The sequence below is a fragment of the Thermostilla marina genome (assembly GCF_054657455.1).
Genome location: NZ_BAAHYR010000001.1, coordinates 3,619,703 through 3,644,744, shown reverse-complemented (window position 1 = coordinate 3,644,744; position 25,042 = coordinate 3,619,703). Strand labels below are relative to the sequence as shown.

At 59.1% G+C, this 25,042-nt stretch carries 24 protein-coding genes; 8 read left to right on the top strand and 16 right to left on the bottom strand.

The features are described from left to right. Positions 1–47 precede the first annotated feature (47 nt). Positions 48–1,055, top strand: a complete 1,008-nt coding sequence (locus tag ACYQ2I_RS13315; RefSeq protein WP_460167511.1) for a right-handed parallel beta-helix repeat-containing protein — start codon at positions 48–50, stop codon at positions 1,053–1,055. Positions 1,056–1,062: 7 nt separating this feature from the next. Here the strand turns inward: ACYQ2I_RS13315 and ACYQ2I_RS13310 are convergent, their stop codons facing one another. Together ACYQ2I_RS13310 and ACYQ2I_RS13305 are read right to left on the bottom strand one after the other, a co-directional pair. Further along, a complete protein-coding gene (locus tag ACYQ2I_RS13310) occupies positions 1,063–1,926 on the bottom strand; it encodes a radical SAM protein (protein ID WP_460167510.1) in 864 nt (287 codons plus the stop codon). Positions 1,927–2,106: 180 nt separating this feature from the next. Next, positions 2,107–2,415, bottom strand: coding sequence for a hypothetical protein (locus tag ACYQ2I_RS13305; RefSeq protein WP_460167509.1), 309 nt, complete (start codon positions 2,413–2,415; stop codon positions 2,107–2,109). Between the two features lie 381 nt (positions 2,416–2,796). On the opposite strand from ACYQ2I_RS13305, the gene ACYQ2I_RS13300 reads away from it, so the two are divergent. From ACYQ2I_RS13300 to ACYQ2I_RS13280, 5 genes are all read left to right on the top strand, one after another. Beyond that, positions 2,797–3,681, top strand: coding sequence for a homocysteine S-methyltransferase family protein (locus ACYQ2I_RS13300; RefSeq protein WP_460167508.1), 885 nt, complete (start codon positions 2,797–2,799; stop codon positions 3,679–3,681). Between the two features lie 79 nt (positions 3,682–3,760). Next, entirely contained in the window at positions 3,761–4,969 is a 1,209-nt protein-coding gene (locus tag ACYQ2I_RS13295) for a uroporphyrinogen decarboxylase family protein (protein WP_460167507.1), read from the top strand. 346 nt (positions 4,970–5,315) lie between these two features. Further along, positions 5,316–6,098 (top strand): DUF1638 domain-containing protein, encoded by a 783-nt coding sequence (locus ACYQ2I_RS13290; RefSeq protein ID WP_460167506.1) that lies wholly within the window; start codon positions 5,316–5,318, stop codon positions 6,096–6,098. 73 nt (positions 6,099–6,171) lie between these two features. Continuing rightward, complete coding sequence (locus ACYQ2I_RS13285) at positions 6,172–7,200, top strand: uroporphyrinogen decarboxylase family protein (protein WP_460167505.1); 1,029 nt, start codon at positions 6,172–6,174, stop codon at positions 7,198–7,200. 144 nt (positions 7,201–7,344) lie between these two features. Then, the gene (locus ACYQ2I_RS13280; RefSeq protein WP_460167504.1) at positions 7,345–8,535 is read left to right on the top strand and encodes an iron-containing alcohol dehydrogenase family protein; all 1,191 of its coding nucleotides are present in this window, start codon (positions 7,345–7,347) and stop codon (positions 8,533–8,535) included. Between the two features lie 25 nt (positions 8,536–8,560). On the opposite strand, the gene ACYQ2I_RS13275 is transcribed toward ACYQ2I_RS13280, so the two are convergent. Further along, a complete protein-coding gene (locus tag ACYQ2I_RS13275) occupies positions 8,561–9,259 on the bottom strand; it encodes an NUDIX hydrolase (protein WP_460167503.1) in 699 nt (232 codons plus the stop codon). Further along, positions 9,259–10,854 (bottom strand): DUF6798 domain-containing protein, encoded by a 1,596-nt coding sequence (locus tag ACYQ2I_RS13270; RefSeq protein ID WP_460167502.1) that lies wholly within the window; start codon positions 10,852–10,854, stop codon positions 9,259–9,261. Before ACYQ2I_RS13270 ends, ACYQ2I_RS13275 begins: the two co-directional genes overlap by 1 nt. Positions 10,855–11,180: 326 nt before the next feature. Here ACYQ2I_RS13270 and rdgB point away from each other — a divergent pair, with 326 nt between their 5' ends. Both rdgB and acs read left to right on the top strand, forming a co-directional pair. Further along, the gene (rdgB, locus tag ACYQ2I_RS13265) at positions 11,181–11,816 is read left to right on the top strand and encodes an RdgB/HAM1 family non-canonical purine NTP pyrophosphatase (RefSeq protein ID WP_460167501.1); all 636 of its coding nucleotides are present in this window, start codon (positions 11,181–11,183) and stop codon (positions 11,814–11,816) included. 240 nt (positions 11,817–12,056) lie between these two features. Next, positions 12,057–14,015, top strand: coding sequence for an acetate--CoA ligase (gene acs, locus ACYQ2I_RS13260; protein ID WP_460167500.1), 1,959 nt, complete (start codon positions 12,057–12,059; stop codon positions 14,013–14,015). Positions 14,016–14,149: 134 nt separating this feature from the next. Here the strand turns inward: acs and ACYQ2I_RS13255 are convergent, their stop codons facing one another. The 12 genes from ACYQ2I_RS13255 to ACYQ2I_RS13200 all read right to left on the bottom strand — a co-directional run bounded on the left by ACYQ2I_RS13255 (position 14,150) and on the right by ACYQ2I_RS13200 (position 24,975). Next, on the bottom strand, positions 14,150–14,968 hold the full coding sequence (locus ACYQ2I_RS13255) for a glycoside hydrolase family 16 protein (protein ID WP_460167499.1): 819 nt from the start codon (positions 14,966–14,968) through the stop codon (positions 14,150–14,152). A gap of 45 nt (positions 14,969–15,013) precedes the next feature. Next, complete coding sequence (locus ACYQ2I_RS13250; RefSeq protein ID WP_460167498.1) at positions 15,014–15,712, bottom strand: 3-keto-disaccharide hydrolase; 699 nt, start codon at positions 15,710–15,712, stop codon at positions 15,014–15,016. 76 nt (positions 15,713–15,788) lie between these two features. Then, entirely contained in the window at positions 15,789–17,234 is a 1,446-nt protein-coding gene (locus tag ACYQ2I_RS13245; protein ID WP_460167497.1) for a sulfatase family protein, read from the bottom strand. Positions 17,235–17,429: 195 nt separating this feature from the next. Further along, positions 17,430–18,020, bottom strand: coding sequence for an LURP-one-related family protein (locus tag ACYQ2I_RS13240; RefSeq protein ID WP_460167496.1), 591 nt, complete (start codon positions 18,018–18,020; stop codon positions 17,430–17,432). Between the two features lie 105 nt (positions 18,021–18,125). Further along, on the bottom strand, positions 18,126–19,430 hold the full coding sequence (locus tag ACYQ2I_RS13235; protein WP_460167495.1) for an outer membrane protein assembly factor BamB family protein: 1,305 nt from the start codon (positions 19,428–19,430) through the stop codon (positions 18,126–18,128). A gap of 124 nt (positions 19,431–19,554) precedes the next feature. After that, positions 19,555–20,607: a YhdH/YhfP family quinone oxidoreductase gene (locus ACYQ2I_RS13230; RefSeq protein WP_460167494.1), complete on the bottom strand. Its 1,053-nt coding sequence runs from the start codon at positions 20,605–20,607 to the stop codon at positions 19,555–19,557. Positions 20,608–20,653: 46 nt separating this feature from the next. Continuing rightward, on the bottom strand, positions 20,654–22,075 hold the full coding sequence (locus ACYQ2I_RS13225; RefSeq protein WP_460167493.1) for a class II fumarate hydratase: 1,422 nt from the start codon (positions 22,073–22,075) through the stop codon (positions 20,654–20,656). Between the two features lie 249 nt (positions 22,076–22,324). After that, entirely contained in the window at positions 22,325–23,032 is a 708-nt protein-coding gene (locus ACYQ2I_RS13220; RefSeq protein WP_460167492.1) for an aromatic aminobenezylarsenical efflux permease ArsG family transporter, read from the bottom strand. Positions 23,033–23,117: 85 nt separating this feature from the next. After that, positions 23,118–23,615 carry a nitrophenyl compound nitroreductase subunit ArsF family protein gene (locus ACYQ2I_RS13215; protein WP_460167491.1) on the bottom strand — a complete coding sequence of 166 codons (498 nt, stop codon included), beginning with the start codon at positions 23,613–23,615 and terminating at the stop codon, positions 23,118–23,120. A 98-nt stretch (positions 23,616–23,713) separates the two neighbouring features. Then, positions 23,714–24,235: a nitrophenyl compound nitroreductase subunit ArsF family protein gene (locus ACYQ2I_RS13210; RefSeq protein WP_460167490.1), complete on the bottom strand. Its 522-nt coding sequence runs from the start codon at positions 24,233–24,235 to the stop codon at positions 23,714–23,716. Positions 24,236–24,275: 40 nt separating this feature from the next. Then, on the bottom strand, positions 24,276–24,662 hold the full coding sequence (locus ACYQ2I_RS13205) for a putative zinc-binding protein (protein WP_460167489.1): 387 nt from the start codon (positions 24,660–24,662) through the stop codon (positions 24,276–24,278). Between the two features lie 73 nt (positions 24,663–24,735). Continuing rightward, on the bottom strand, positions 24,736–24,975 hold the full coding sequence (locus ACYQ2I_RS13200; RefSeq protein ID WP_460167488.1) for a thioredoxin family protein: 240 nt from the start codon (positions 24,973–24,975) through the stop codon (positions 24,736–24,738). Positions 24,976–25,042 lie beyond the last annotated feature (67 nt).

Here is a 25,042-nt window from a genome sequence, read left to right as displayed (position 1 = left end):
GAGTTTGTTGCTTTTCTCTCTTCGGCCGACGCGTTTGTGAGACGACGATGCGGAATACGAACACGCTGCGCTGCTGGGTTTGGATTGGTCTGATCGCGATTTTCGTGTTGGGGGACGGCATCGTCCCTTCGGCGTCTGCGCGGGACATTTTCGTCAACAATCGGTCGGGGGATGATCACTTTCTCGGTCGGCAGCCGACCGACGGAACGGGCTATGCAGGCCCGGTCCGCACGATCGAGAAGGCGCTTGCGTTGGCGCAGAGCGGCGATCGTATCGTAATTGCAGCCACGGGTATCCCGTACCGCGAATCGCTCACTGTGGCTACCGCTCGGCTTGGTGGGAATGCCGTTCGCGAGTTCATCATCGAGGGCAACGGGGCTGTGCTCGACGGGACGGTGCCCGTGCCTCGCGAGGCCTGGGAGCTGTACACACCGGCGTGGCGGGCCGAAAAGAAAGTCGTTTTTCGTTGTTGGCCGCCCCTAAAGGGAACGCAAATTCTGTACATCGGCGACAAGCCCGGTTTGCGCGTGCCTGCCGATTCGGCCGCCGAATTGCCGCCGATGCTGGAGCCCATGCAATGGTGTTATCATCGAGGAGCGTTGTACTTGGGGCTTCCCGAAAATGCCCGGCCGGAACAATACGATCTGCGTTACGCCGGCATGCGCAGCGGCCTCACGCTCCATCACGTGTCGAAGGTCGTCATCCGGGACCTGGTCATTCAAGGCTTTCAGACGGACGGGATCGCCGTGGCGAATACCGTCAAAGATTTGCGATTGGAACGGGTAGTGTGCCGTGGAAACGGTCGGGCAGGTATCAGCGTCGGGGCGGTTTCCCGCGTCGAGATCATCGATTCGTTGTTGGGCGACAACGGCGAATCGCAACTAATCGCGCACCATACGAGCGAGACCATCGTTCGCAACACGCAAATCATCGGGAATACGGCCCCGGCCGTCGTACGAAAAGGCGGTACGCTGGAAATCGACGGGAAGTCGGTCGAGTTGCTGGAAATTGCCGACGTCGAACCGCCCGCTGCCGGCTCTGCCAACCAGCAATGAACGCCGTTCACGTGTAGCCGACGACAGGCAAATCGGTCGCGTCACGAATCTGTGCGACGATGGAACGAAGTCGCTCGGGTTCCAAGGGCGCGACGAAGTTTTCAGCCGGTGCGCGGGCGACCGTGTAGATCTGAACCAGTCGAATTTGCCCGCCCGCGGATGTGATCTCGCGCAATCGGTCGATGTACGCGGCTATTTCCTGCTCGTCCGGCGGCAAGCCGTCGATTTTCATGAACAGTGTCTGAATGACGATCGGCCTTGCTTGGGCCGTTTGCGTGATGTTTTCCAAGATGCGTGCAAACGGAATTCGCGTGCGAGCGACGCGGCGATAGTACGCTTCTGTACCCGCATCGAGTTTCGCCCAAATCTCGCCGTTCGACCGGTCGAGGTGCTCCAATGCCCGCAGGACTGCGGGGCGATCGAGCATCGAGGCGTTCGTAATGACGACGGTTTTGACCTCTTGAGGTGCAAGCCGCGTTTTGATCCGGGTGCAGCGTTCGACGACCTGATCGAAGTTGCGCAACGTGGTCGGTTCGCCGTCTCCGCTGAAGGCAATGTCGTGAAGGTTCCGCATTTCGCGCGGCACCGCGGCGAACTTGGCGTCGTCGAACAGTTTCCCCGAGACGACCAATTCGAGGCCGGTCTCCAGTTCGTGCGCGAGTCGATCCAGCTCGACGAATGTCCGCGGAGGCATGTCGCGGCGATCCACCTGGCAATAGATGCAATGAAAATTGCAGTCCTTGCCGGGGTTCAAGTTGATGCCGAGCGAGATTCCGCCCGCTCGACGACTGAGAACCGGATAGACATATCGGTTCTCACGAAAGCTGCGCGGATGCGAGCTGAACAGAGATGCCGCTTCGGAATCGGGCATGGTTGAATGGGACGCAAAGGTGAGGATGTTCGACGCAAAACGGCCGACGACACTTGGTGTCTTCGGCCGAGGACTCGTTTGCTGGATTGTCGGAGATTTCGGCGGTTCGTCAAGCCGCAAGCAACCGACCGACACCGAATGCCGGCTCGGAGACCGTACTGAGGCGAGGAATAGCGGCAATTACGCGCAACGAATGGTCGTGTATTCGTCTACCGTGATCGTCGTCAGTTCACCGTCGGGATACTCGAGCAAGATCGTGTCGGAATACACGGGATCATCGGCGGCCCGATCGTGATGAAGGCTGCGCTTGACGCGTTCCGTTCGGACGACGGTTCCGGCGGTTTCCTTGATCCAATACCGGTTGCCGACGGTCACCCGTTGTTCGACCACGATTCGATCACCCGGTTTCAATTCTTCGTAGCAGGTGATTTTTGCGGTCGAAGTGTTTGCCGCGTGCCGTTTCGTCTTGCCCTTTTCTGAAGTTTGCATCGTCCCTCACCGCCAACAAAGCTCCATCCTCATCTGCCCAAGGGGGCAACCACCCCTTTTGGTTGCGCCGATAACATACCACACCGAGGGGGAACCAAACAAGCGTTTTGTGCTGTTTTTTTGCCGAATCTCGGATTTCCGTAGGAGTTGCCGTTACTCACGGAATATTCTACGAGCGCTGTCGTCCGGGGAACAGCGCTGTTCGATTTCGTTTTGTCGACAGTGTGCAATCAACTCTGCGGGTTCTGGGGGGCACGGTTTCCTTGCTCCGCCTTCCAATGCTTGGTGCCCCCCTGCGGCAGTGATATACTGAGAGCCTTTGCGGGGATCAGCCGCCCCCAAACCATCGGGTATCGTTTGCTTACGGGGAGCCGAGTCGTCATGCCGCACCCATTGATCGAATCGTTGGTGTCTGAGGGGATCATTCTTACAGACGGAGCCTGGGGGACCCAAATGCAGGCCCGCGGGTTGCCCATCGGGGCTTGTCCCGATGAGTGGAATCTTTCCCATCCCGACGATGTCGAAGCCGTTGCTGCGGCTTACGTCGAAGCCGGCAGCCGCATCATTCTCACGAATACGTTCGGGGCCAATCGGATCATCCTCGAACGGCATCAGTTGGCCGACAAAGCCGTCGAGATCAACCGTGCCGGGGCCGCTATTTCGCGCAGGGCGGCCGGCGATCGTGCCAAAGTTTTCGCGTCGATCGGGCCGACCGGCGTAATGCTCATGATGGGGGAACGCACCGAAGACGAGCTGCTCGCCGCCTTCGAAGAACAAGCCGGTGCGCTCGCCGAAGGCGGAGCCGACGGCATCGTCGTTGAAACGATGGCCGATACCGCCGAGGCCGTACTGGCCGTTGCCGCCGCCAAGCAGACCGGCTTGCCTGTGGTCGCCTGTATGACCTACGACTCGGGCAAGGATTTGGATCGCACGATGATGGGAATTACGCCGGAACAAGCGGCGGAAAAGCTGGCGGAAGCCGGCGCCGATGCGATCGGTGCGAACTGCGGGCAGGGCATCGAAGGGTACATCGGGATTTGCCGACGTCTGAAGGCGGCGACCGATTTGCCGATCTGGATCAAGGCGAACGCAGGCTTGCCCGAGATCGTTGATGGGAAAGCGGTATATCGCCAGACCCCCGAAGGGTTCGCGTCACGTTTACCCGAGCTGATCGAAGCAGGGGCGTCTTTCGTGGGGGGCTGTTGCGGTACGTCGCCGGAATTCATCGCCGCGGCGCGTAGGGTGTTGGACGATTTGGGCCGTTGACTTCCTCGCTCGGCACATAGCCGTCGATCGCGGCTCGGGAACGACATCGGCAATCCTCGGGAATGGGAAGGGGGAACTCGTGCTTGCTCGGGAACGCGTGCTCAAGGCGATCAATCACGAAGAACCGGATCGTGTTCCCATCGACGTGGGAGGCACACGGCAGTCCGGGATCGCCGCATCGACGTATCATCGGCTCAAGCGGCACTTGGGGATCGAGACACCCACGCGTGTGTACGACGTGTACCAGATGTTGGCCGAGATCGAACGGCCGATCTTGGAACGCTTTGGGGCCGACGTCGTCGGGTTGAATCGACTGTGTGTCGCCTTCGGCATTCGTAACGACCAAGGATGGAAGCCTTGGACGCTGTTCGACGGCACACCGGTCGAGGTGCCTGTCGGATTCACCCCGGAGACGGAGCCGGACGGCAACCTCGTGTTGCGTCACCCCGACGGTAGCTTGATGGCCCGCATGCCGAAAGGGGGCTATTACTTCGATCGGCTCGACAAGTATCCCGGAGCTGCGCACGCCGACCCGGAATCGTTGGAGCTCCCGATCATCAGCGACGAGGAGTGCGACTACCTGCGGGCGCAGGCGGAAGCGTACCGACAAAACAGCGACTTCGCGATCATCGCCCCCTTCGGCCCGCCGTACGAACTCTTCTTCGGATTGGGAACGGGGGATTTCTCGGCCTGGATGATGACCTTGGCTACGGAACCGGAATACGTCCATCGACTGTACGAACGCCTGACCGATGCCTGGATCGAGAACCTGCGAAAGTTTACCGACGCCGTCGGCGATCTGATCGATATCATCCAATTCAACGACGATCTCGGCACGCAAGAGGCGCCGTTCTTGTCGCCGAAAATGTTTCGCGAGTTGGTGTTCCCTTATTACAAGCGAGGCCTGGACTGGATTCACGAACACACCAAGCTGAAGGTGTTCATGCACAACGACGGCGCGATCTACCCGTTCATTCCCACGTTGATCGAGATGGGTGTGGACATTCTGAACCCGGTTCAGACCACGGCCAAGGGAATGGACCCGGTGAAGCTGAAGGCCGAATTCGGCGATCGTCTGACGTTTTGGGGCGCGGCGTGCGATTGTCAAAAGACACTTCCTTTCGGTACACCGGAGGAGGTTGCCGCAGAAGTCGAAGCAACGTTGGAGATACTCGCGCCCGGCGGCGGTTACGTGTTGGCTTCCGTCCACAACATTCAGGCGAACGTTCCGCCCGAAAATATCGTCGCCTTGTTCGAAACCGCATTGAGCAAAGGACGCTACCGGTAACGGTAAAGTGCGGTCGTAAGGAAAACCTGCGGAAGCGACGGCAACACGGGTGTTGCCGCAGGGCGATCTTAGACGGCGTGCGATGCCGACAAACGCGGGAAGCCGCCAAGATTTCGCGACGCAGGCGGCTGTATTTCTGGTGTTGTGCTTTTCATTTGCCGCATTTGGGGACGTGGCGACCGTCGACGGGTGGGGACGGGGCTGCTCCGAGTTGGGGGCGAACGTCCGGCAAACCTTGTCGTGGGGTGTTTCCCCGGGCACAATGACGGCATGGAATCATCGCTGCTTTTCGGCTGGTAGTCGATCAAGCCGCAAACTTGCGAAAAATGCCGTGGTGAGGGTGCCGGTGCGATACAAATTGATCAGTTGCGAAATTCTGTATCGCGAGGTGTGTGCGGTCGTCGCCCGCGCACGGCAGATCGTCGATATCGAGTTCATGCCCAAAGGACTGCACGATATCGGATCACCCGCCATGCATGCGGAATTGCAGGCTGCGATCGACCGTGTGGATAGGGAGAAATACGGGGCGATTTTGCTCGGCTACGCCTTGTGCAGCAACGGAATAGTAGGGCTGCGCTCACCGCATTTGCCGATGGTCATTCCCCGAGCGCACGATTGCATCACATTGTTTTTGGGCAGCAAAGAGCGATACGCCGATTTCTTCTCGTCGAACCCCGGCGTGTATTACAAGACGTCCGGGTGGATCGAGCGCGGGGAAGGCTTGGAACAACAGGATCCGTCGTCGATCGCCCGTCGAATGGGCCTTCTGGAAGATTTCGAATCGCTGGCGAAGCGGTACGGCGAGGAGAACGCAAAGTACATCTACGAACAATTGGGCGACTTGACGCGCAACTACACGAAACTGGTGTACATCGAAACCGGTGTCGAACCCGACGACCGATACGAAATTCACACTCGGCGGCTGGCGGAAGAAAAGGGCTGGCAGTATCAAAAGCTGATCGGTGATTTGAGCCTGTTGCAGGCGATGGTCGACGGCGATTGGAATGAATCACGCTTCTTGGTGGTGCCGCCGGGCGGAGAGGTCGTCGTCTCGTACGATGAGAAAATCATCGACCTGCGTCTGCCCGCCGACGGTTCCGCGGATGGGACCGGTAAACGAGATTCGTAGGAAAACAACGTCCCCCATCCCGTTCTGTTTCGAATCGCGTTTGGGAGAAGCTCGAAGTAGAGAAGGATAAGTTATGACACCTCGAGAGCGTGTGTTGGGGTTGTTGAAGGGTGAACGGGTCGATTGCGTTCCGTTAATGCCGATCACGATGATGTTCGCGGCCGATGTGGCGGGGGTAAAGTACGGCGACTACGCACGAGATTTCAACGTGCTGGTCGATGCCCAAATCAAGACGGCCGAGAAATTCGACTTCGATTACGTGTCGTGCATTTCGGATCCGGCACGCGAAGCCGCCGACTGCGGTGCGTTGATCCGTTACTACGACGACCAACCTCCGGCGATTGTGGAAGACGATGCGTTGTTGGCCGACAAGAATCGCTTGAACGATTTGAGTGTGCCGAATCCCTACAGTAACGGTCGGATGGAAGACCGTATCCAGGCGGCGGAACTCTTTCGTTCGAAAGTGGGGGACCGATACCTGATCGAAGGCTGGATCGAAGGTCCGTGTGCGGAAGGGGCCGACCTGCGCGGCATCAATCGGTTGATGATGGATTTCTTCGATGATCCCGACTTTGTCCGGCGGTTGTTCGACTTCACCCTGGAAATGGGCATTGCGTTCGCTCGGGCACAAATCGAGGCCGGTGTCGATTTGATCGGCGTTGGTGACGCGGCAGCTTCGTTGGTCGGGCCGCAAATCTATGAAGAGTTCGTATGGCCGTACGAAAAGCGGTTGGTGGATGCCATCCACGAGATGGGCGGTTTGGTGCGATTGCACATCTGCGGCAATATCACGAAAATCTTGGGGAAGATCGGGGAACTTGGGTGCGATATCGTCGATCTCGACTTCATGGTTCCCGTGGCCGATGCCCGTGCGGCCATGGGCGAACAAGTCGTACTCTTGGGAAACCTCGACCCGGTCAAGGCCGTGAAGAACGGCACGCCCGATTCGATCAAGGCCGAGGTGGCCAAGTGTCATCAGGAAGCCGGGCCACGCTTCATCGTCGGGGCGGGCTGCGAAATTCCTCGCGGCACACCCGATGAAAACGTCGCCGCGCTGAGGGACTATGCACGATCGCACAGACCCGAGGACGTGGTTTCGTAACGGGGCAAACGAGCAGTCGACGGCAGCCGTCGCAATGTATCGCCGTCACCGAACGGGGCGCCCTATCTTCGACGGACGGGGAGAGGCTCTCGTCGTCGAACGAAGAACCAAGGTGAGTCCTTTTCGGCAAGGGGATATTCAACGATGTTGAAACAGTGGGCTTTCCAAGTTACGACCCAAATTCAATTCGGCCCGAAAGTCGTCCGCAAACTCGGCGACGCCGCCCAAGAGTTCGGTTGGAACGCGCTCTTGGTAGGCTACAAAGAACACGAGGGCATGGAAGAAGTCTATGAGGCCGCTCAAAAATCCCTGCGCAAAGCCCGCGTGAAGGCGATTCCATTTCTCGAGATCGAGTCGGAACCCGCAGCCGAGACCGTGGAGCGCGGTGTCGCCTTGGCGAAGGAAAACCATGCCGAGATGATCATCGGCGTGGGCGGCGGCAGCGCCATCGACGGCGCAAAGGCGATCGCGGCGTTGGTCAAGCTCGAAGGGGCCCCTTGGGACTTCGTGAATGCCAATGACGGTCATCGACACGTGACCGATGCGCTACCGATCATCGCCGTTCCGACGACTGCCGGGACCGGCACGGAGATGACGTCGATCGCCGTGTTGACCTTCCTCGGCAAAGGGGATTATCCGGATTCGCCCCTGAAAGGGGCCATGGTCGGGCCGCCGTTACGTCCCGATGTGGCGATCGTCGATCCGACGTTGACCGTCGGATTGCCCAAGGAGGTGACTGCCGCGTGCGCCGCCGACGCCCTCGGGCAGGCCATCGAATCGTGTTTGAGCCGCATGGCCAATCCGTTTTCGACGGTATTGGGCGAACGCGCTGTTTCGTTGATCATCGACGCACTGCCGGTCGTCTTACGCGACCCCGACAATCTCGAGGCCCGATCCGATCTGTCGTTGGCGGCGACCATGTCGGGAGCGGCGTTCGAGGCGACGGGCGTAACATTGGCCCACGGATTGGCGCAAAGCCTGGGGGCGCTGCTGCATGTTCCGCACGGCCTTGCGGTCGGCATCGCAACCCCTTTGGGGTTGCGTAAACTCCAAGACGTATGCAGCGAGCAATTGGCGTACCTCGGCCGACATTGCCACATCATGGGCGATACCCAAGAGGCTCAAGCGGCCGCGTTCATCGAACGCATCGAGTCTCTGTTGCGCGAAGCGGGGATTCCGGAGAAGGTCAAAGTGCCCGACGACGCGCCGGAAGATCTGATCGACCGGTTGGTTCGGCACACAATGGCCGCGGCTCCGGAACCGATCACGTTGACACCGATGAAGGTCGACGAATCCTTGTTGCGGGAATGCTTCGAGGCACTCTTGGAGCGTTGAGTCGGCAAAGACGCCGTGCCGAGTCTTACACTTGCAGGTCTCGAAGTACGGTGATCATCTCTCCCAGGATCATGCACGTGGCCCCCCAGATGCGGTGATTTTGCCACTGGAAATGGGGCGCTCGGTATTCGCGGCCGTGATAGGTTCGGCGATGACAAGAGAGGCACTTTTCGTCGACCAGATGACCGACGGGAACTTCGAGCACTTCGGCCACTTCCGATGGATTGGGAATCAAAGCGGGCCGTGTGTCGGCTACCGCCACACAAGGAAACACCCGGAAATTGCTTGCGTCGACGTAAATGGGCGACAACCGTCCTACATGAACAGCCCGCGTGAGCGGTCCCAATTCTTCGCAGAATTCGCGGCCGGCGGCTGTTTCCGGTGATTCCTCGGATTCCATTGCACCACCGGGCAAAGATATCTGCCCGGGGTGATCGGGCAGGGATGCGCTCCGAACGGTAAGCGGAAGCCACCATCGCCCGGCGTGAGGATAGAGCAGGATCAACACGGCCGCAGCGCGGGCACCCTGCGGCGCGGCGCCGTAATGTCGTCCCAACGTGGGGAAGGGCTCGTATTTGCTACCGACCATCGGACCGGGAAGCGGGCCGGAAAGACGAGTCCGCAAGAGATGCCGCAACGTATCGGCAGACACGTCCTCGCACCACCCGACGGTGCGATCGGAGGCTGCCTGCAAATCGGATTCGTCGTTGCGTGGGTAATGCATCAGGGAAACTCCGGACCCCAAGGCACGGGAGGTCGGCCGCCGCGACGCGGGACGGCTGTTCGGCGAGGAAGGTACACGATATACGGATTTCCCCGTTCAAAGAAGACCGCTTCCAAGTCGAGCGGCTGATACCGCGTCGTCACGATGTAATCGCAGTCATATCGACGGCAGAGCTCGATGAGGCGTTCTTCGCCCAATTCCGAAAGGCTGCTGCACCAACGCAAACCGTAGACGGGATCTTCGACCGCATATATGTCGCGTAGCTTGTGCCACCAAGCGACGACCGATTCGGCATCCTGCGGGATCTCCTTCCAGTTCGCAACCTCACTGCGACCGGTGTACCATTTGAAGGTCGTAGCCATCCGAGGTGTGAGAAAGCGGGCGTCTGCCGGCGTGTTCTTGGGGTCGGCTACCCAATTGCACATCCGGCGCCACATGACGTAGCGGTAGGTGAGTCGTGCCCGTGTTTGGGCGTCGAGAAGATACGGCGAGGCGGTCTCGGCCCGAGGAACGGTCGGAATCGGACGCAACACTGCGTACATGCCGATATGCAGCAGAACCACGACCGTCAGAACGCCTCGGAAAACGCGGTCCCTTCTTCCAGACAATCGGTAGCGGAAGACAATTGTGCAGGCGGCCAGCGCCGTTCCCAACGGAACGGCCGTGTCGGCCAGGCGGAACCAGTAATAGCGCAACAGCGCCGCGCACCGGTCGGGCGCCCATGGAATCGCCAAGCTGATCACCCCACCCATCGTGGCAATGAGGACCGCGCCGAGCACGAACCCGCGAATGCCCGGCGCGTGACGGTGCCCGCGAAGATACAACTCCATGGTTGCCCAAAATGCCGTCATCGCCAAGAAGCAGACGACCAGGTTCCAAGGAAAGGCACCGGGCACCAAGTGGTGGGCCAAACGGCCGTAGGTGTAAATACGGTTCGCGAGATGGACGGTTTCGGGATCGACGCCGCGGGTGAGTGCCAGCGAGGGCAGCAGCCCCGGCAACGAAAGCGTTCCTCCCAGCAACAGCCAAGGAACCAGCGATTTCAGCGGTGGGCGTTCACGTGGCATTACCAGCCACGCAAATAACGCCGCGATGACCGACCAGCCTCCGACGAGCACATGAAACGCCGAGGCCGCGCCGAGCCACAGCCATACGCGATTCCAACGTCCGGCGTGCAATTCGGCAAGACCCGCAAAGACCAATGCATAGGCTACGCATTTTGCCTCGACGCCGCCGATGACCCATTCTCCGGCCATCGGGCCCCAATCGAGGCAACAAGCGAATAGGGCTCCGGAGAATACCGCCGCGCCGGGTTTGGGAATGACGGCCCGGCTCAAGCGACACCATCCCCATGCCAGCAGCCACCACGTGATTACGCGACCTATCCAAGCGAATGCGGGCAGCGGCAATCCGGCGGCCGTCAACCAACCAAACGTGAAATAGAACACGAGATGCGCGTCTCGCGATTGAAGGAAGTCGTCGCGAGCCGCCCAATTGGGGTTCCAGTAATGGGCCGCTTTACCCAGATAGTAGGGTTCATTGACATCGGGGACGGGCCAAGCCCCCTGAAGCGCGAAAATGAGAAACACCAACATGGTTTCCAACCATCGTCGGCGCAGGACAAACCGCAAACGATGCCGCCATGAAACGGCACCATCGGACGCAAACGATTTTGCGGTAAGCGCACGACCCATATCGTTTCGGCACACGGGGTGCCGCTTTGGTCAAATTGGGATACCGAGGAAATGCAAGGAGAAAACTTACTTGTACCCTGAAAAACGTATTGTTCACAAGGCGGAAACCTCGTCGGCCGGCCAGTTGTCGGCATGTCCCCGATGACCTACACTCGACACCATCCCCACGCACAGGAAATAGTCCCACCGATCCGGGTAAGCTGCAAAATCTGCATCGCGAGGAAGGAATGGCACGACTCGAAGGAATTTTGGGAACGGGGAACGCCAAAAAAGTCATCGAACTGCGCGACTTGTTCGCGTTTGTCGGTGTCGACTGGAAATCGTTGTCGGAAGTCCCCGAGGCGATTGAGGTCGAGGAAAACGGAGCCACTTTCGCCGAAAACGCCCGGTTGAAAGCGTGCGAGCAAGCCCGCCATTTGAACGCGTGGGTGCTTGCCGAAGACAGCGGATTGATGGTCGATGCGTTGGACGGTGAGCCTGGAGTGTTGTCGGCTCGATACGCAGGAACACACGGTGACGATTCGGCGAACAACCGAATGCTTTTGGAGGAACTGGGCAGTCTACCATTGGAAAAACGAACGGCGCAATTTGTGTGTCACATGGTGTTGGCCGATCCTCACGGTGAGGTGCGAGCCGAATCGGAGGGGAGATGTCGCGGCCGGATCGTCTTTGAGCCGCGAGGAAACGCCGGTTTCGGCTACGATCCCTTGTTCGAGATTCCCGAGTACCGGAAGACGATGGCCGAGTTGGGGCTGGTCGTGAAAAGCGCACTGAGCCATCGGGCCGGTGCCGCCCGCGCAATACTGCCACAGTTGGTGCACTTGGTCGATTCAGGCGAATGGGCAAAGGCATTGAAAGGCTGAGAGAGCGGTCGTTCGGTCGCCGAAAGCGAGGTTGGATTGCCCGCGCCGGGTGGCAATCGTCTTGCCGCCGAGCGGAATAAACGAACTCGGTTCGAGCTTCGGCGCAGCGGTCTCGACGGGGCCGGGGCCATTTGTTGACACCCCTACCACGCCTCCCTACAATGCGCGGATTAATCGGGGGAAGGAAAATCTCCGAATAATTAGCCGCACCATTTTTCACAGCTTGAGGGAGGTACTTCGATGGCAGAACAGGGCTCCGGAATCGACAATGTAATGAAGGAAGAGCGGAAGTTTCCGCCGCCTCCGGAATTCGTTGCCAAGGCCCGCATCAGTTCGATGGAACAGTACGAGCAGATGTGGCAGCGGGCGAAAGACGATCCGGAAGGTTTCTGGGGAGAGCTGGCGCAGGAGCTCCATTGGTTCAAGCCGTATGACCGCGTCTTGGAGTGGGAAGAGCCTTTCGCAAAGTGGTTCGTCGGTGGACAGACGAATATTTCGTACAACTGTCTCGACATCCACCTGGGAACGCCGCGACAGAACAAGGCCGCGATCATCTGGGAGGGCGAACCGGGAGACACTCGCATCTACACGTATCAGACACTGCACCGCGAGGTCTGCAAGTTCGCCAACGTGTTGAAGAGTCTGGGCATCGGCAAGGGCGACGTCGTCTCGATGTACATGCCCATGGTGCCCGAGTTGGCAATTGCCATGTTGGCGTGCGCCCGTATCGGCGCGATTCACACGGTCGTCTTCGGTGGATTTTCGGCCGAAGCGATCGCCGAGCGGAACAACGACGCCAAGGCGAAACTCACGATCACCGCCGACGGCGGTTGGCGTCGCGGGAAGGAATTGCCCCTGAAGGCCAATGTCGACGCCGCGTTGGAAAAATCGCCGACGGTCGAAAAGTGCATCGTTCTCAAGCGAACAGGCGGTAACGTCGAGTGGAAGGAAGGCCGGGACTTCTGGTGGCACGAGCTGATGGAAAACGCGTCGGCCGATTGTCCGGCAGAACCGCTCGACAGTGAGACTCCGCTGTTCATCTTGTACACCAGCGGTTCGACCGGAAAGCCGAAGGGCGTGCTCCACACGACCGCCGGCTACAACCTGTACACGAAGAAGACGACCGAATGGGTCTTCGATATCCGGGACGAGGACGTCTACTGGTGTACCGCCGACATCGGCTGGATCACCGGACACAGCTACATCGTCTACGGTCCGCTGGCCGCCGGTGCGACGTCTTTGATGTACGAGGGAGCGCCCAATTGGCCCGCCGAAGACCGCTGGTGGGATATCGTCGAGCGCTACGGCGTGACGATCCTGTACACCGCTCCGACGGCGATCCGCACGTTCATCAAATGGGGCGATGAGCACGTCGAAAAACACGATCTGTCGACGTTGCGGTTGCTGGGAACGGTGGGCGAAGGGATCAACCCCGAGGCCTGGATGTGGTATCACGAGAAGATCGGCGGCGGTAAGTGCCCCATCGTCGATACGTGGTGGCAAACGGAAACCGGCGGCATTATGATTTCACCCTTGCCCGGTGCGATCCCGACGAAACCCGGTAGCGCCACCAAGCCGCTGCCCGGCATCGTGCCCGAGATCGTCGATGAGTCGGGTAACCCCGTACCGCAAGGGAAAGGCGGTTGGCTGGTGATCACCAAGCCCTGGCCGAGCATGTTGCGAGGCATCTGGGGCGACCCGGAGCGGTACAAGAAGCAGTACTGGTCCGACGTGCCGCACAAGTACCTCGCCGGCGACAATGCCCGCTGCGACGAGGACGGCTATTACTGGATCATGGGCCGCATCGACGACGTGTTGAACGTCTCCGGCCACCGCTTGAGCACGATCGAGATCGAAAGTGCCGTGGTGAGTCATCCGGCTGTGGCAGAGGCCGCCGCCGTCGGACGTCCGCACGAGGTCAAGGGAGAAGCCGTTGCCGTGTTCGTAACCCTGGCCGACGGCTACAGCCCCAGTGACGAGCTGCGACAGGAATTGCGGCAACATGTCCGTAAGGAAATCGGACCGTTGGCCCAGCCCGACGACATTCGGTTCACGACGGCCCTGCCGAAGACGCGAAGCGGTAAGATCATGCGGCGACTCCTTCGCGACATTGCCGCCGGGCGAGAAACCGTCGGCGACACGACGACGCTGGAAGACTACAGCGTGCTGGCGAAGCTGCGGGCCGGCGAAGAAGGCTGAGTTCGCGGGGGATGCCTCGCTGAGACGTTCGGCTTGAGAGCCGTCGTCAGTTGAACGAAATCGAGCCCGAGACTCACGATGCGGGTCTCGGGCTCGTGTCGTTCACGGCTGCAGTTTCGGGCGACCGGAATGGATTATTCGTCTACGATTTCGTACACGCGGACGTAATCGACGTACCATGTTTCCGGCAAACGAGCTTTCGTGATGTCACCGGCCCAAGGACCGATCTCAACCGAAAGTTTGATGTATTCCGGCGACTGAGACACGCCGCCCGCGTTCGTTCGCCACGTTACCTTCCCGTCGACGTCGAACACATACTCGTCGGGTTTCCACCATACTCCGTATGTGTGATAGCCCTTGAGGGCCTCGGGCATCTTGAACTTGATGCCGTCGTGTTTGTGTTCCTTGCCGTAGCCGTCCCAATGAAGGTTGCTGGTCAAGGTGCCGTCGCGATAGGGCATTTCGATGACGTCGATTTCCGTTCCGTCGCGACCGTCATCACCGATGCGTCCGACCTGAGGCGACTGGAGCCAGAATGCCGCCCACATGCCCTGTTCCTTCGGATGCGTGCAGCGGCAAACCCAGTATCCATACCGATGCTGAAAACTGTCGTCGGTGCCCATGGCCCCCGACGTGTATCGGTCGCCGTCCTTCTTTGTTCGAATGACGAGATGGCCTTCGCCGTCGAGATAACAATCTTCATTCATCCAGAAGCCGCCCTTGCGAGGGCCGTCGCCGTACAGTTTCCACTTTGCTCGATCGATTTCGGTGCCGTCGAATTCGTCGGACCAGATCAGTTTCCACTTCTTGCCCGGCGGAAGCGGCGGTAAGTACGGAGCGTCTTCCGCCGCTTCGGGAGCGTGGAGGTCTTCGGGATCCGCCGCGCGTGTCGGGCTGCCGCACAGCAACACGATTGTTGCAGCAGCGAGCATCAAAAGTTGTCGTCGGTTCATTCTGCCTCTCTCATGATGTCGATTCGTGGGGAAAAGTTGCACTCGCTACTTGGTTTCCCGCGGAATTTCTCGAATGAAAATGTTCTTGAAGTAAAGCGTGTTACCGTGGTTTTGCAGTTCGATCGGTCCGGTCGAATAGATGGGCTTATCCCGTTCCCAGTAGTTTTCCATCACGACGTTGTCGACGACGAGCGTGTCGTTGAGCCACACCGTCACGCGATCACCGACCATCCGGATCCGGAACGTGTTCCACTCGCCGACGGGATTATCGGCACACACCAGCGGCTTGCTCGGATTCTTCTTGTTGTTGTACAGCCCGCCCGATCCCTCGGGGTGATCGTTCAGGTCCCAGATTTGAACCTGCGGACTACCTCGCAAGTAGATGCCGCTGTCGCCGTGGGGCAAGATTTTCCAATCGACCAGCAACTCGAAGTCGCCGTAATCTTTTTCGGTGCACAGATTCTGGCCCTTGCCGTCGAACACGAGGACACCATCGACGACCTTCCAGTGTTCCCGGGCCCGGGCGTTCGCTTGTTTCTGCGCTTCGGCGAGTTCTTCCGGCGACATCTTCGCCCGCGTGACCGGATTGCCGACAAGCCCCTTCCACCCGGTCAGGTCTTTGCCGTTGAATAATGCCTTGAACCCCGGCGGGGGAACGTTGTCCTCGCCGCGGGCGTCGGTACCAAGGTTGACAAGCAGTATTCCGACTGCGAAAGCGATGATCAAGCAAGACATGCGCTTCATGGGGAATCTCCTTTGAGAATGGAAAATGAATGCAGGAAATTTCAGTCCGACGCGTTGCCGCTTCGTAAGTGCGGCTTCATTTTGGCCGCCGACCGACGTAGGGAATTCGATCCCAGAAATCGGTTTCGCCCTTGGCCCGCGGGTCGCCGGTCGCTTCCATGAATGCCTTGAGACGTTGTGTCAGGTCGCGTTGGATGTGGGCGTACTCAGGCAGTCCGGCTAAATTGTGCATTTCGTCGGGATCTGTTTGCAAGTCGTACAACTCGAACTCGGGGCGTTTGGCAGTGGCCGCCAGGAAGAACGGGCGAATTGCCGGGTCGTCACGGCGTTGGAACATTTCGGTAAATGTGGGCGACCCGTCGATGTCGCCGAAGTCCCGGCCGGCCGATTCTTCCGGAGGATTGCCCGCCGGCCACAAGTCGGGCCGCAAATTCCAAATCAGATGGTACCGTTCGGTAAAGATCGTGCGGATCGGGTAACTGGCGTCGTTCGGACGGCAGCACGTGTGCCGTTCGCGGGCGGTGAACAAATGATCGCGTTCCGGATCGACGCGTCCCGATTTGTCGGAGAGCAAAACATTCAAGAAGCTGCGGCCGGTCATCTCGGGGAGCGGGGCCAGACTGGCAGCTTCCATCAACGTTGGTGCAACATCGGTGAGACTGACGAAGTCGTCGACGATTCGTCCGCCGGGTACCTTGGCTTTCCAACATACTGCCAGCGGGGCATGAGTGCCTGAGTCGTAGCAATTGGCCTTCGCACGCGGAAACGGCATTCCGTTGTCGCCGGTCATGATGACCAGCGTATTGTCGAGTCGCCCGGCTTGTGCGAGCACGTCGAGGATGTGACCGACCTCTTGGTCGAAACGTTGAACCTCGAAGTAGTAGTCGGCAATGTCGCTGCGGACCGTCGGCGTATCGGGCAAGAATCCCGGGACGCGGATTTTGGCGGGGTCGATTCCCGCCTCTCGGCCGCTGCCTTTCGCGTAAGGACGGTGCGGATCAAAGCCCCCGAACCAAAAACAAAACGGCTTGTCGGCGGGTACCGTCTTGAAGAACTCGTCGAAGCTGCGGAACGACGGACCGGCCGGATTGCGGACGCGGCCTGTGCCCTCGAGCGTACCCGGTCCCCAACCTTTGCGGGTAAGACCGACGACATATCCGGCTTTTTCCAGCTCGTCAGGATACACGCGAAACTTGGCGGGCAAGCGGCTCCACAAATTGCCGCCGTCTTCCAGACGCCAAATTGCTTGGCCTGTGAGGATACTACCTCGCGATGCCGTGCACGTGGGGGCGGCAGTGTGCGCCCGTGTAAACAACACACCTTCTTTGGCGATGCGATCGAACGTCGGTGTCTTTACGACCGGATCGCCGTACACCCCTGCATGAGGCCAAGCCCAATCGTCGGCAATGGCAAACAGGATATTCGGGCGATCGTCGGCCGATGCTCGCGAAAGCCCGACCAGCACGACGAGAAGACCGCATAGTGCCGATACGAGGTGTTTCGTGTGAAGGCGGGAAGTCACGATTGGCTCCTTGTGACGGGGAAACGAATGACGCAGGGGGAAACCACTAATCGTCGATCTTACTTGCCCGCTGTTCTGGTCGCCACCATGCGACAAGAAAGTCGGCCGATGGGGCCATTCGCCATCGCCTTGGAACACGAAAGGCCGCGCCTGCAAGACGCGGCCCTGACTTCACGAGGGTCGTGAACGCGGTTGCTACTCCTTGAGCACCAAGTCGATGCACAAGACAGCCCCGAGGATCAATTGCCGAACAGGATTATCCGGCGGGACCGCTTCGGAAATCTGAAGCACGTAGTTGTCGGCCGAGGTAAACAGTTCTTTTCCTAAGCCGGCCCACTTTTTGGTCACGTGGGCAAGTTCGGTTCCTTGATATTCGAATTTGAAATCCCAGCCTGTCCATTTCCCCTTGAGGGAGCACACTTCTTGATCGTTCGCGTCGAGTACCCGAAATGCACCGCCGATGGAAAAGAATTTTTGCTTGAACCCGCCGATGATGTTATCGTGCTCGTCTCGAACAGTCACTTTCGAGAGAAACAACGTCACACCGCGGTGTACTCGGATGACTTGGTTCCCGGCGGCGTCGCGCACTACCGAATTGAACGGCGTCATTCGTTTGTAATCGGTGAACCGCAACAGCTTCGTGAAAAAACCGAGGTTTTCTTCGCGGCATTCAAGCAGCTTGTTTCCGGTGGCCGGATCGTAGATGTCGTAGTTGCTGGCCGCCTTGAACATGCCCACATGTTCTTTGACCAAGAACACGTTGTACTGTTGCAAAATGGGATGCATGTCGGGAACTCCTGTGCCCCGAAGATTGGCGAAGGGAAAGCACTGTTTGTGCCTTGTTGTAGCAGCCCTGCGTTTGGTGAGCAAGTTTTTGGGCGTAAATTTGTGTCACAGCGTGTCGGGGGATGTGAGTGGTTTGCCGGGCAGCAGCATCATGTGCGAAAGGGTTCGGACGACCATGACACCTTCGGCGACCGCAGGCGTGCTGTTGCCGCCCTCGCCCAAATCCACACGGCCCAGTTCAAGAAACTCACGTCCCTCGGCCAAAACGACCATTTCACCGCCGCGCGACATGATGTAGATCTTGCCGTGGACACAAATCGGCGACGAAAAGAATTCGGCATCCAACCGTTCTCGCCAAACGATCGTGCCCTTTTCGATGTCGAAGCACGTGGCAATGCCGTTATCGGCGAAAATATACAACAAGCCGTCTTTGGCCAGCAGCGTGGGAACGTTCGGGAGCGAGCCTTTCAGATCGTAGACGAGTTCCGGTTCGGCGTCTTTGGACGCGGGAATCCGCACGCCCACCAATTGCCGGCCCGTTCCGCCCACGCCGGTATTCTGGAAGACCAAATCGCCCGCCAGTACCGGTGACGATACGACGCGAAACTTGAAAACGGGCAGCTCCCACAAGACGTTTCCCGTTCGCGGGGCCAAGGCGTACACCCCGTGGGCCCAGCTCGCGCAGATCAGTTGCGGATCGCCCTCGGCCGGGCGATATATGCAGGGAGTCGCGTACGCAGCCTTGAGACTTTCACGAGGCGTCTTCCACCGAATTTCGCCGGTTTCGCGGTCACAAGCAACGATGAAGCTCGTGCCGTCCTGTTCATTCGGGAGGATGACCAAATCTTCGAACAACATCGGCGACTGACCGTAACCGTGCTGCGAGACATACGGTCCCAAGTCGACTTCCCATACGTCGTCGCCGGTGAGGCGATCGACGGCTTTCAGCCGCAGGTGTTCCGGCGTCGCCCACGAGTAATACACGTGTTGATCATCGACCGCCGGCGTCGATGACGCCAGACTATTGAAATCGTGGACGTGGTAAACCGCACCCGGCAGAATTCGCTGCCACAGACGTTTTCCGTCGGTCAGACGGTAACATTCCAAGAACTGACGGCCGTCGTCGGGATCGGCCGACGACACGTACACTCGACCTTCGTACACCACAGGCGAGCCGTGTCCTTGACCGGGCAGGTCGATCTGCCATCGGTAATCCGAGGCCGTCCACGTGGCGGGCAAGTCGACATCGTCGCAAATTCCCTGCCCGTTCGGTCCGCGGAAGCGAACCCATTCTTCCGCCGATACGTTGTCGGCTGACGCAGCGGCAACGAAAGAAGCGACAAGAATCAAAATTGCCGGACGTAAGGGAAATCGCCGACTGACGTCCAAATGCAAGAGAGCCGCGTACATCGTTTGACCTCTTGAACGAATGGTGGTTTCGCGTCGAAGACTGCGCGGCAGCGACCGCGTCGCGGTGGATTGTAGTTGCCGCGTGCACCCGTGTCGAGAATATCCCACAGCCGCGTGCGGCTTCTCAATTGTCGGCCGGTCCTTCGCCGATGCGCACGAGCGTGCGCCCGCGGATCCGGCCGGCGAGCATCGCCTCGAAGACTTCGGGAAGTTCCTCCAACGTTGCCTCGCGCGTGACGATCTTGTCGAGGCAGTCGGGTTTCCATTCCTCCGCCAGTTTCTGCCACATGCCGTGGCGCAGCGGATCGGGTGCAAATGCGGCATCGATACCGGCCAAAGTGATGCCCCGCAAAATGAACGGATAGACGGTCATGTTCAAGTCGGGACCGCCGGCCAAGCCACATGCGGCGACACATCCGGAATGTTTCGTGGCCCGCAATATCGTGGTGAGAACATGCGTCCCCACCGTATCGATACCGCCCGCCCATTTGGCGGAAAGCATGGGGCGATCATCGGGCGACGAAAGCGCCTCACGCGGAAGCACCTCGGCGGCGCCCAGTTCCTTGAGCCATGTTTCTGCATCGGGTTTTCCGGTGACTGCGGTGACGTGATATCCCAACTTGCCCAGAATGGCAATCGCCGTCGAGCCGACGCCGCCGGTGGCTCCGGAAACGACTATGGGGCCAAAATCGGGCATTACGCCGTTGTGCCGCAGGGCGTTGACGCACATTGCCGCCGTCAAGCCCGCCGTGCCCCAGGTCATGCTTTCCCGCAGTTGCATGCCCGGCGGCAACAGAATGATCCAGTCCTGAGGTACGCGAATGTATTCGCAGAAACCGCCCCAGCGCGCGGCCCCCATATCGAAGCCGGTAACAAGGACCTTGTCGCCCGGAACGAACTCGAACGCTCCGCTGTCGACGACGACCCCGGCCGCGTCCACTCCCGGGACGTGCGGGAACGATTTAACGATTCCCGGATGTCCTGAGGCCGCCAAGGCGTCTTTGTAATTCACCGAGGAATACACGACGCGAATGATGACTTCGCCGGGAGGTAGTTCTTCCTTGCGGCATTCGGTAACACGACAGGAGATGTTTCCCTCGTCGGTCTTGTCGACGCGAAGGCAGCGAAAGACCTCGGGGGCTTCGGGGCAAAGATTGCGATAATCGGCTTCCGACACGGTCTTGCCTCGTGGTGAAGTGATGACAAAAGGCCGGTACACAGATTCAATGGGGACGGATCATGTTTCGCGGGTCGAGCGCTTCTTCGAGCTGGTCTTCGGGGAGGACTTGCTTTTCACGGCACAATTCGCGGATCGTCTTGCCCGTCTTGTAGGCTTCTTTTGCCAGCGCGGCGGCCTGTTCGTACCCGATCAGCGGATTGAGGCTGGTGACCAGCGACAGGCTCTTTTCGACGGCCGCTTCGCACGATCGACGGTCGGCTTCGATTCCGCGAAGACACTTCTCGTCGAAGACTTTCGTCGCGTTGGCGAGCAGCTCGATGCTTTCGAGTACCACGTGCGCCATGAGCGGCATCATGATGTTCAACTGGAATTGACCGCCGGCGGCGCCCGAGACGGCAATCGTTTGATCGTTCCCCATAACCCGTGCCGTCGCCTGCATGACGCTTTCGCAGATCACCGGATTCACCTTGCCCGGCATGATGCTGCTTCCCGGTTGTAGATCGGGAATCGCGATTTCGTGGAAACCGCAGCGCGGTCCGGAGCCCAACCAGCGGATATTGTTGGCCACGTTGAACAAGGTGACGGCGATTGCCCGCAGTTGTCCGTGGCATTCGACCAAACCGTCGCGTTGTGCATTGGCCTCGAAATGGTTTTGGGCCTCACGGAACGGGATGCCGGTTTCTTCGGCGAGGATGGCTGCCACGCGTTTTCCAAACTCAGGATGGGTATTGATGCCCGTGCCTACGGCCGTGCCGCCTACCGGCAATTCCAATACAGCGTTCCGTGCGCGCTCCGCCCGCTCGACGGAGAGCTCCAGTTGACGGGCGAATCCCGAGAATTCCTGCCCCAACGACAACGGCGTCGCATCGGCCAGATGCGTGCGACCGATTTTCAGAATATCGGCGAATTCTTCGGCCTTTTGGGCCAAGGTTGTGTGGGCTGCCTGCAATGCCGGAATGAGCTGTTGTTGGATTTGTTGCGCGGCGGCGACGTGAATCGCGGTGGGAAAGGTGTCGTTCGTGCTTTGCCCCATGTTGACATGGTCGTTCGGATGAATCGCTTTCTCGGGCGAAAAGCGGTCGCCGCCGGAAAGCTCGATCGCTCGGTTGGCGATCACTTCGTTGACGTTCATGTTGCTCGAGGTGCCCGAGCCGGTTTGGTAAACGTCGATGGGAAACTCGGCGTCGAAATGTCCCGCCGCCACTTCGCGAGCGGCTTTCAGTAAGGCGTCGACTTGAGCTTCGGTCAACGGCTTCTTTCCTGAGCCGGTCAGCCGTCCAAGCTGATGGTTTGCCGTGGCCGCCGCCCATTTCACCAATCCCATGGCGTGGATCATCGCCGGCGGAAGCCGACGGCCGGAAACGGGGAAATTCTCGACTGCCCGCTGGGTTTGGGCACCGTAATATGCTTGGGCGGGTAAGCGAACTTCACCCATCGAGTCGCGTTCGATTCGGTAGTCGGACATGGGACGAAACCTCGTGCATCATGGGACGATACGATTCGCGGACGTTGGACGGTATAGCCCGCGGTCGACGATAGAATTCTCCGGTCACGGCGTTCCAACGCCGCAGCCGGAGGCAACGGGAACATGTCCGATTGTATCGCTGCGCCGAAGGTCGACAACAGTCGCGTTGCAGACGCTTTTATCGTGGGGGTGAAGAAAACCCGCGAGGGGAAAGGTTTCCACCGACGCGGCAACTCGGCGCACGAGGCGTCAACCGAAGAGAGCGAAGTTGTGACGCAACACGAAGTAGATCCCAATCAGAATGAAAATGACGCCGCTACCGTAACGAACGGCCAGCTCGATTTTCGTCAAAATATTGAATGCTTTTCCCAATTGCTGCGCGGCGAAAGCGATTACCAAGGCAAATAGGAGAACCGGCAACCCCGTTCCCACCCCGTATAGAAGCGACGGCCAAAGCGGGCTCGTCTCGGCATTGGCGACGAGTGCCACGACGCCGCCGAAATAGGCTGCCGACGTGGGACAAAACGCCAGGGCAAACACGATTCCCAAAGGGAAGGCCGCATAGATGCCGAGCGAGTCGACCATCTTTTGCGCTTTTTCGCCCGACGCGCCGCCGGGAAGGCTGATCTTGATCAGGCCGACCAACACCATGCCGAGCAAAATCAGCACCGGCCCCAGCAGCAGATCACCGTATTTTCGTAAGACCAGCGAAAGCCCCGGTAGCGATGTCAAACCGGCTGCCAAGATGAAAGCCAACGCAATGTAGCAGGCGGCGCGCCCCAGCGTGTACAGTACTCCCGAGACGAGCACGGCCACGTTGCTTTCCACCCGCCTGCCGATGTACGAGATTGCAGCGACATTGGTCGCCATCGGACAGGGGGCCAGTGCCGTGGCCAATCCCAAACCGAAGGCGCCCAGTGCAGGACCTTGCTCGGTAAACCATTGGACATCGATCATCGGGGCATCCTTGAAAATCCGACGTTGTAATTGCGCAAGAGTCGATCGTGAGGGAGTCAGCTATAGCATACGACGGCACGGGGAATCACCGTGTCGGTTCGGATGTTCGAGCAGAGGCCGATTGGAGTTGTTCGAGGTAGGGGGTGATTTCGTCGGTGAGGTAGTGCGAAAACTTCTCTTCGTCGGCCAGCAGCGTCCACACCTTGTCGGCTTTCTTCCATGCGGCGACCTTGCCGTCGCGAACCAGCATCAAGACCAAGGTCGGTCTGCCGATTCGATAATACCGTGTGAATCCGGCGTTTTTCGGCGATTGGAAATCCATTAGCGTCCATTGGATGACGCCTTGCTTCAGTTCGTTCCCGTACTTCTTCACGAGCACATCGGCAATCGAATTGCCCACCCGCATGCAGGTCGGGCAGCGCTGCGTGCGATGGAAGTAACATGCGACTACGCGATCGGCCGCAGGCGGGCCTTGCAAGGCGGCCGCTTGCTCTTCCGGCGTCGGTGGCGCCGCGAGGACGCTCGCGGTCGCAAACAAGGTAAAGAGGGCCGTTCCGGATACGATGGCGAGAATTCGCTTCATTGGGAATCTCCTAGAAAACGCGCGCAAAAGAACCATACCTGATGGAAGAAACGGCCGGATTGTTGTCTTCCGCGACAAGCCGACAAATGGTGTCGATGTCAGCCGTTTTCGTTTTGGAGCATGGTTTGGATTTGGTCGGTCATGAAGGAATGGAACTGCTGCGGGTCGCCGACGAGCTGCCAGACTTCCATCAGGTTCTTGTAGGTCGTTTCCTTGCCGTCGCGAACGCGAGCGAGAACGACCGTCGGCGCGATGATTTCGTATTTTGTGATGTAGTCTTTGTTGCCTTCGGCTTCGTAGTTGATTTCCTTTGTGATGATTCGTCCATCGCGCAGCTCATCACGAAATGCCGCGTCGAGCACCTCCTTAGTGGTGGCTTCGATCTTCAGACAGGTCGGGCATCGGACGTTCCCGTGGAACATGTAGACGACCAGATAATCCTTCGGCATTTCGGCGGGTGTCGCTGATTCGTCGACGGGCGCATCCTCGGGGGGCTGGCCGTTTTCCGTCACGGCCGGCTCTTCGGCCGTGTTTCCCGTACCGACCCGCACGATCGTCGCGCCGACGGCAGCGACGACGAACAACAACAATACCGCAGTCAACGCAACCTTGGCGTTCATGAGATGATCCTCGCTCGTTGGGGATCGAAATCGGTTTCGTTCAGGCATTCTCCAGCAGTTTGCGACCTTCTTCGACGACCCGATCGACGGCCTCGCCGGTCACTTTGGTTTCACCTTTCTTGAATCCCATTGTATCGAGTCGAATGTGTTCAAACTTGGTGAATCCGGCTTCTTCCAGGCAGTGACGAACGCATTCCAGATCGCAACCGTCAATCGCCAGGATGGCCTGAGCGGCCTTGGTCGATTCCATGATGCCGCTGACGCGGCCGCCGACTCCGGCCAGACAAAACATCTTGCCGATTCCCTTGGCCGTCATTTGACGAGCCGCAAGATCGGCAAGTCGGCCCACGTCCGCCGCACCGGAGCAAGCGAAAATCAACTTGGGGGCCGCTTGGCATTCGCATGAAGGTGTCTTGGCATCGCTCATCGCTTCGTCCTTTCCGTAAAAAATCGTTGAGACGGCAATATCCGCCGCACCGCTGGGCGGCGACGGCTTTCGCTCAGCCCTCGGCCAACAATTTCTTGAGCTCTTCAGGGCTGGGTACGCTGCCGACGAGTTTCACTTCCCCGTCGACGGCCAACGCCGGCGTCATCATCACGCCGAAGCCCGTGATGACACCGATGTCGGTGATTTTTTCGACGGTTGCTTCCAATCCCAATTCGGCGACGGCTTGTTCGACGTTCGCCTTCAGCTTTTCGCACTTGGCACATCCGGTTCCCAAAATTTGAATCAGTTTCATGGTCGGGTTTCCTCTCATTTGTGGAATCGTGTACGTGACGATCGACAGCGAGCGAGGACCGCTGATC

Excerpts from the sequence above, each read along its gene's own strand:
- ACYQ2I_RS13315 (WP_460167511.1), top strand. The coding sequence starts at position 48 with ATGCGGAATACGAACACGCTGCGCTGCTGGGTTTGGATTGGTCTGATC.
- ACYQ2I_RS13310 (WP_460167510.1), bottom strand. The coding sequence starts at position 1,926 with ATGCCCGATTCCGAAGCGGCATCTCTGTTCAGCTCGCATCCGCGCAGC.
- ACYQ2I_RS13305 (WP_460167509.1), bottom strand. The coding sequence starts at position 2,415 with ATGCAAACTTCAGAAAAGGGCAAGACGAAACGGCACGCGGCAAACACT.
- ACYQ2I_RS13300 (WP_460167508.1), top strand. The coding sequence starts at position 2,797 with ATGCCGCACCCATTGATCGAATCGTTGGTGTCTGAGGGGATCATTCTT.
- ACYQ2I_RS13285 (WP_460167505.1), top strand. The coding sequence starts at position 6,172 with ATGACACCTCGAGAGCGTGTGTTGGGGTTGTTGAAGGGTGAACGGGTC.
- ACYQ2I_RS13280 (WP_460167504.1), top strand. The coding sequence starts at position 7,345 with ATGTTGAAACAGTGGGCTTTCCAAGTTACGACCCAAATTCAATTCGGC.
- ACYQ2I_RS13275 (WP_460167503.1), bottom strand. The coding sequence starts at position 9,259 with ATGCATTACCCACGCAACGACGAATCCGATTTGCAGGCAGCCTCCGAT.
- ACYQ2I_RS13270 (WP_460167502.1), bottom strand. The coding sequence starts at position 10,854 with ATGTTGGTGTTTCTCATTTTCGCGCTTCAGGGGGCTTGGCCCGTCCCC.
- rdgB (WP_460167501.1), top strand. The coding sequence starts at position 11,181 with ATGGCACGACTCGAAGGAATTTTGGGAACGGGGAACGCCAAAAAAGTC.
- acs (WP_460167500.1), top strand. The coding sequence starts at position 12,057 with ATGGCAGAACAGGGCTCCGGAATCGACAATGTAATGAAGGAAGAGCGG.
- ACYQ2I_RS13255 (WP_460167499.1), bottom strand. The coding sequence starts at position 14,968 with ATGAACCGACGACAACTTTTGATGCTCGCTGCTGCAACAATCGTGTTG.
- ACYQ2I_RS13250 (WP_460167498.1), bottom strand. The coding sequence starts at position 15,712 with ATGAAGCGCATGTCTTGCTTGATCATCGCTTTCGCAGTCGGAATACTG.
- ACYQ2I_RS13240 (WP_460167496.1), bottom strand. The coding sequence starts at position 18,020 with ATGCATCCCATTTTGCAACAGTACAACGTGTTCTTGGTCAAAGAACAT.
- ACYQ2I_RS13235 (WP_460167495.1), bottom strand. The coding sequence starts at position 19,430 with ATGTACGCGGCTCTCTTGCATTTGGACGTCAGTCGGCGATTTCCCTTA.
- ACYQ2I_RS13225 (WP_460167493.1), bottom strand. The coding sequence starts at position 22,075 with ATGTCCGACTACCGAATCGAACGCGACTCGATGGGTGAAGTTCGCTTA.
- ACYQ2I_RS13220 (WP_460167492.1), bottom strand. The coding sequence starts at position 23,032 with ATGATCGATGTCCAATGGTTTACCGAGCAAGGTCCTGCACTGGGCGCC.
- ACYQ2I_RS13215 (WP_460167491.1), bottom strand. The coding sequence starts at position 23,615 with ATGAAGCGAATTCTCGCCATCGTATCCGGAACGGCCCTCTTTACCTTG.
- ACYQ2I_RS13210 (WP_460167490.1), bottom strand. The coding sequence starts at position 24,235 with ATGAACGCCAAGGTTGCGTTGACTGCGGTATTGTTGTTGTTCGTCGTC.
- ACYQ2I_RS13205 (WP_460167489.1), bottom strand. The coding sequence starts at position 24,662 with ATGAGCGATGCCAAGACACCTTCATGCGAATGCCAAGCGGCCCCCAAG.
- ACYQ2I_RS13200 (WP_460167488.1), bottom strand. The coding sequence starts at position 24,975 with ATGAAACTGATTCAAATTTTGGGAACCGGATGTGCCAAGTGCGAAAAG.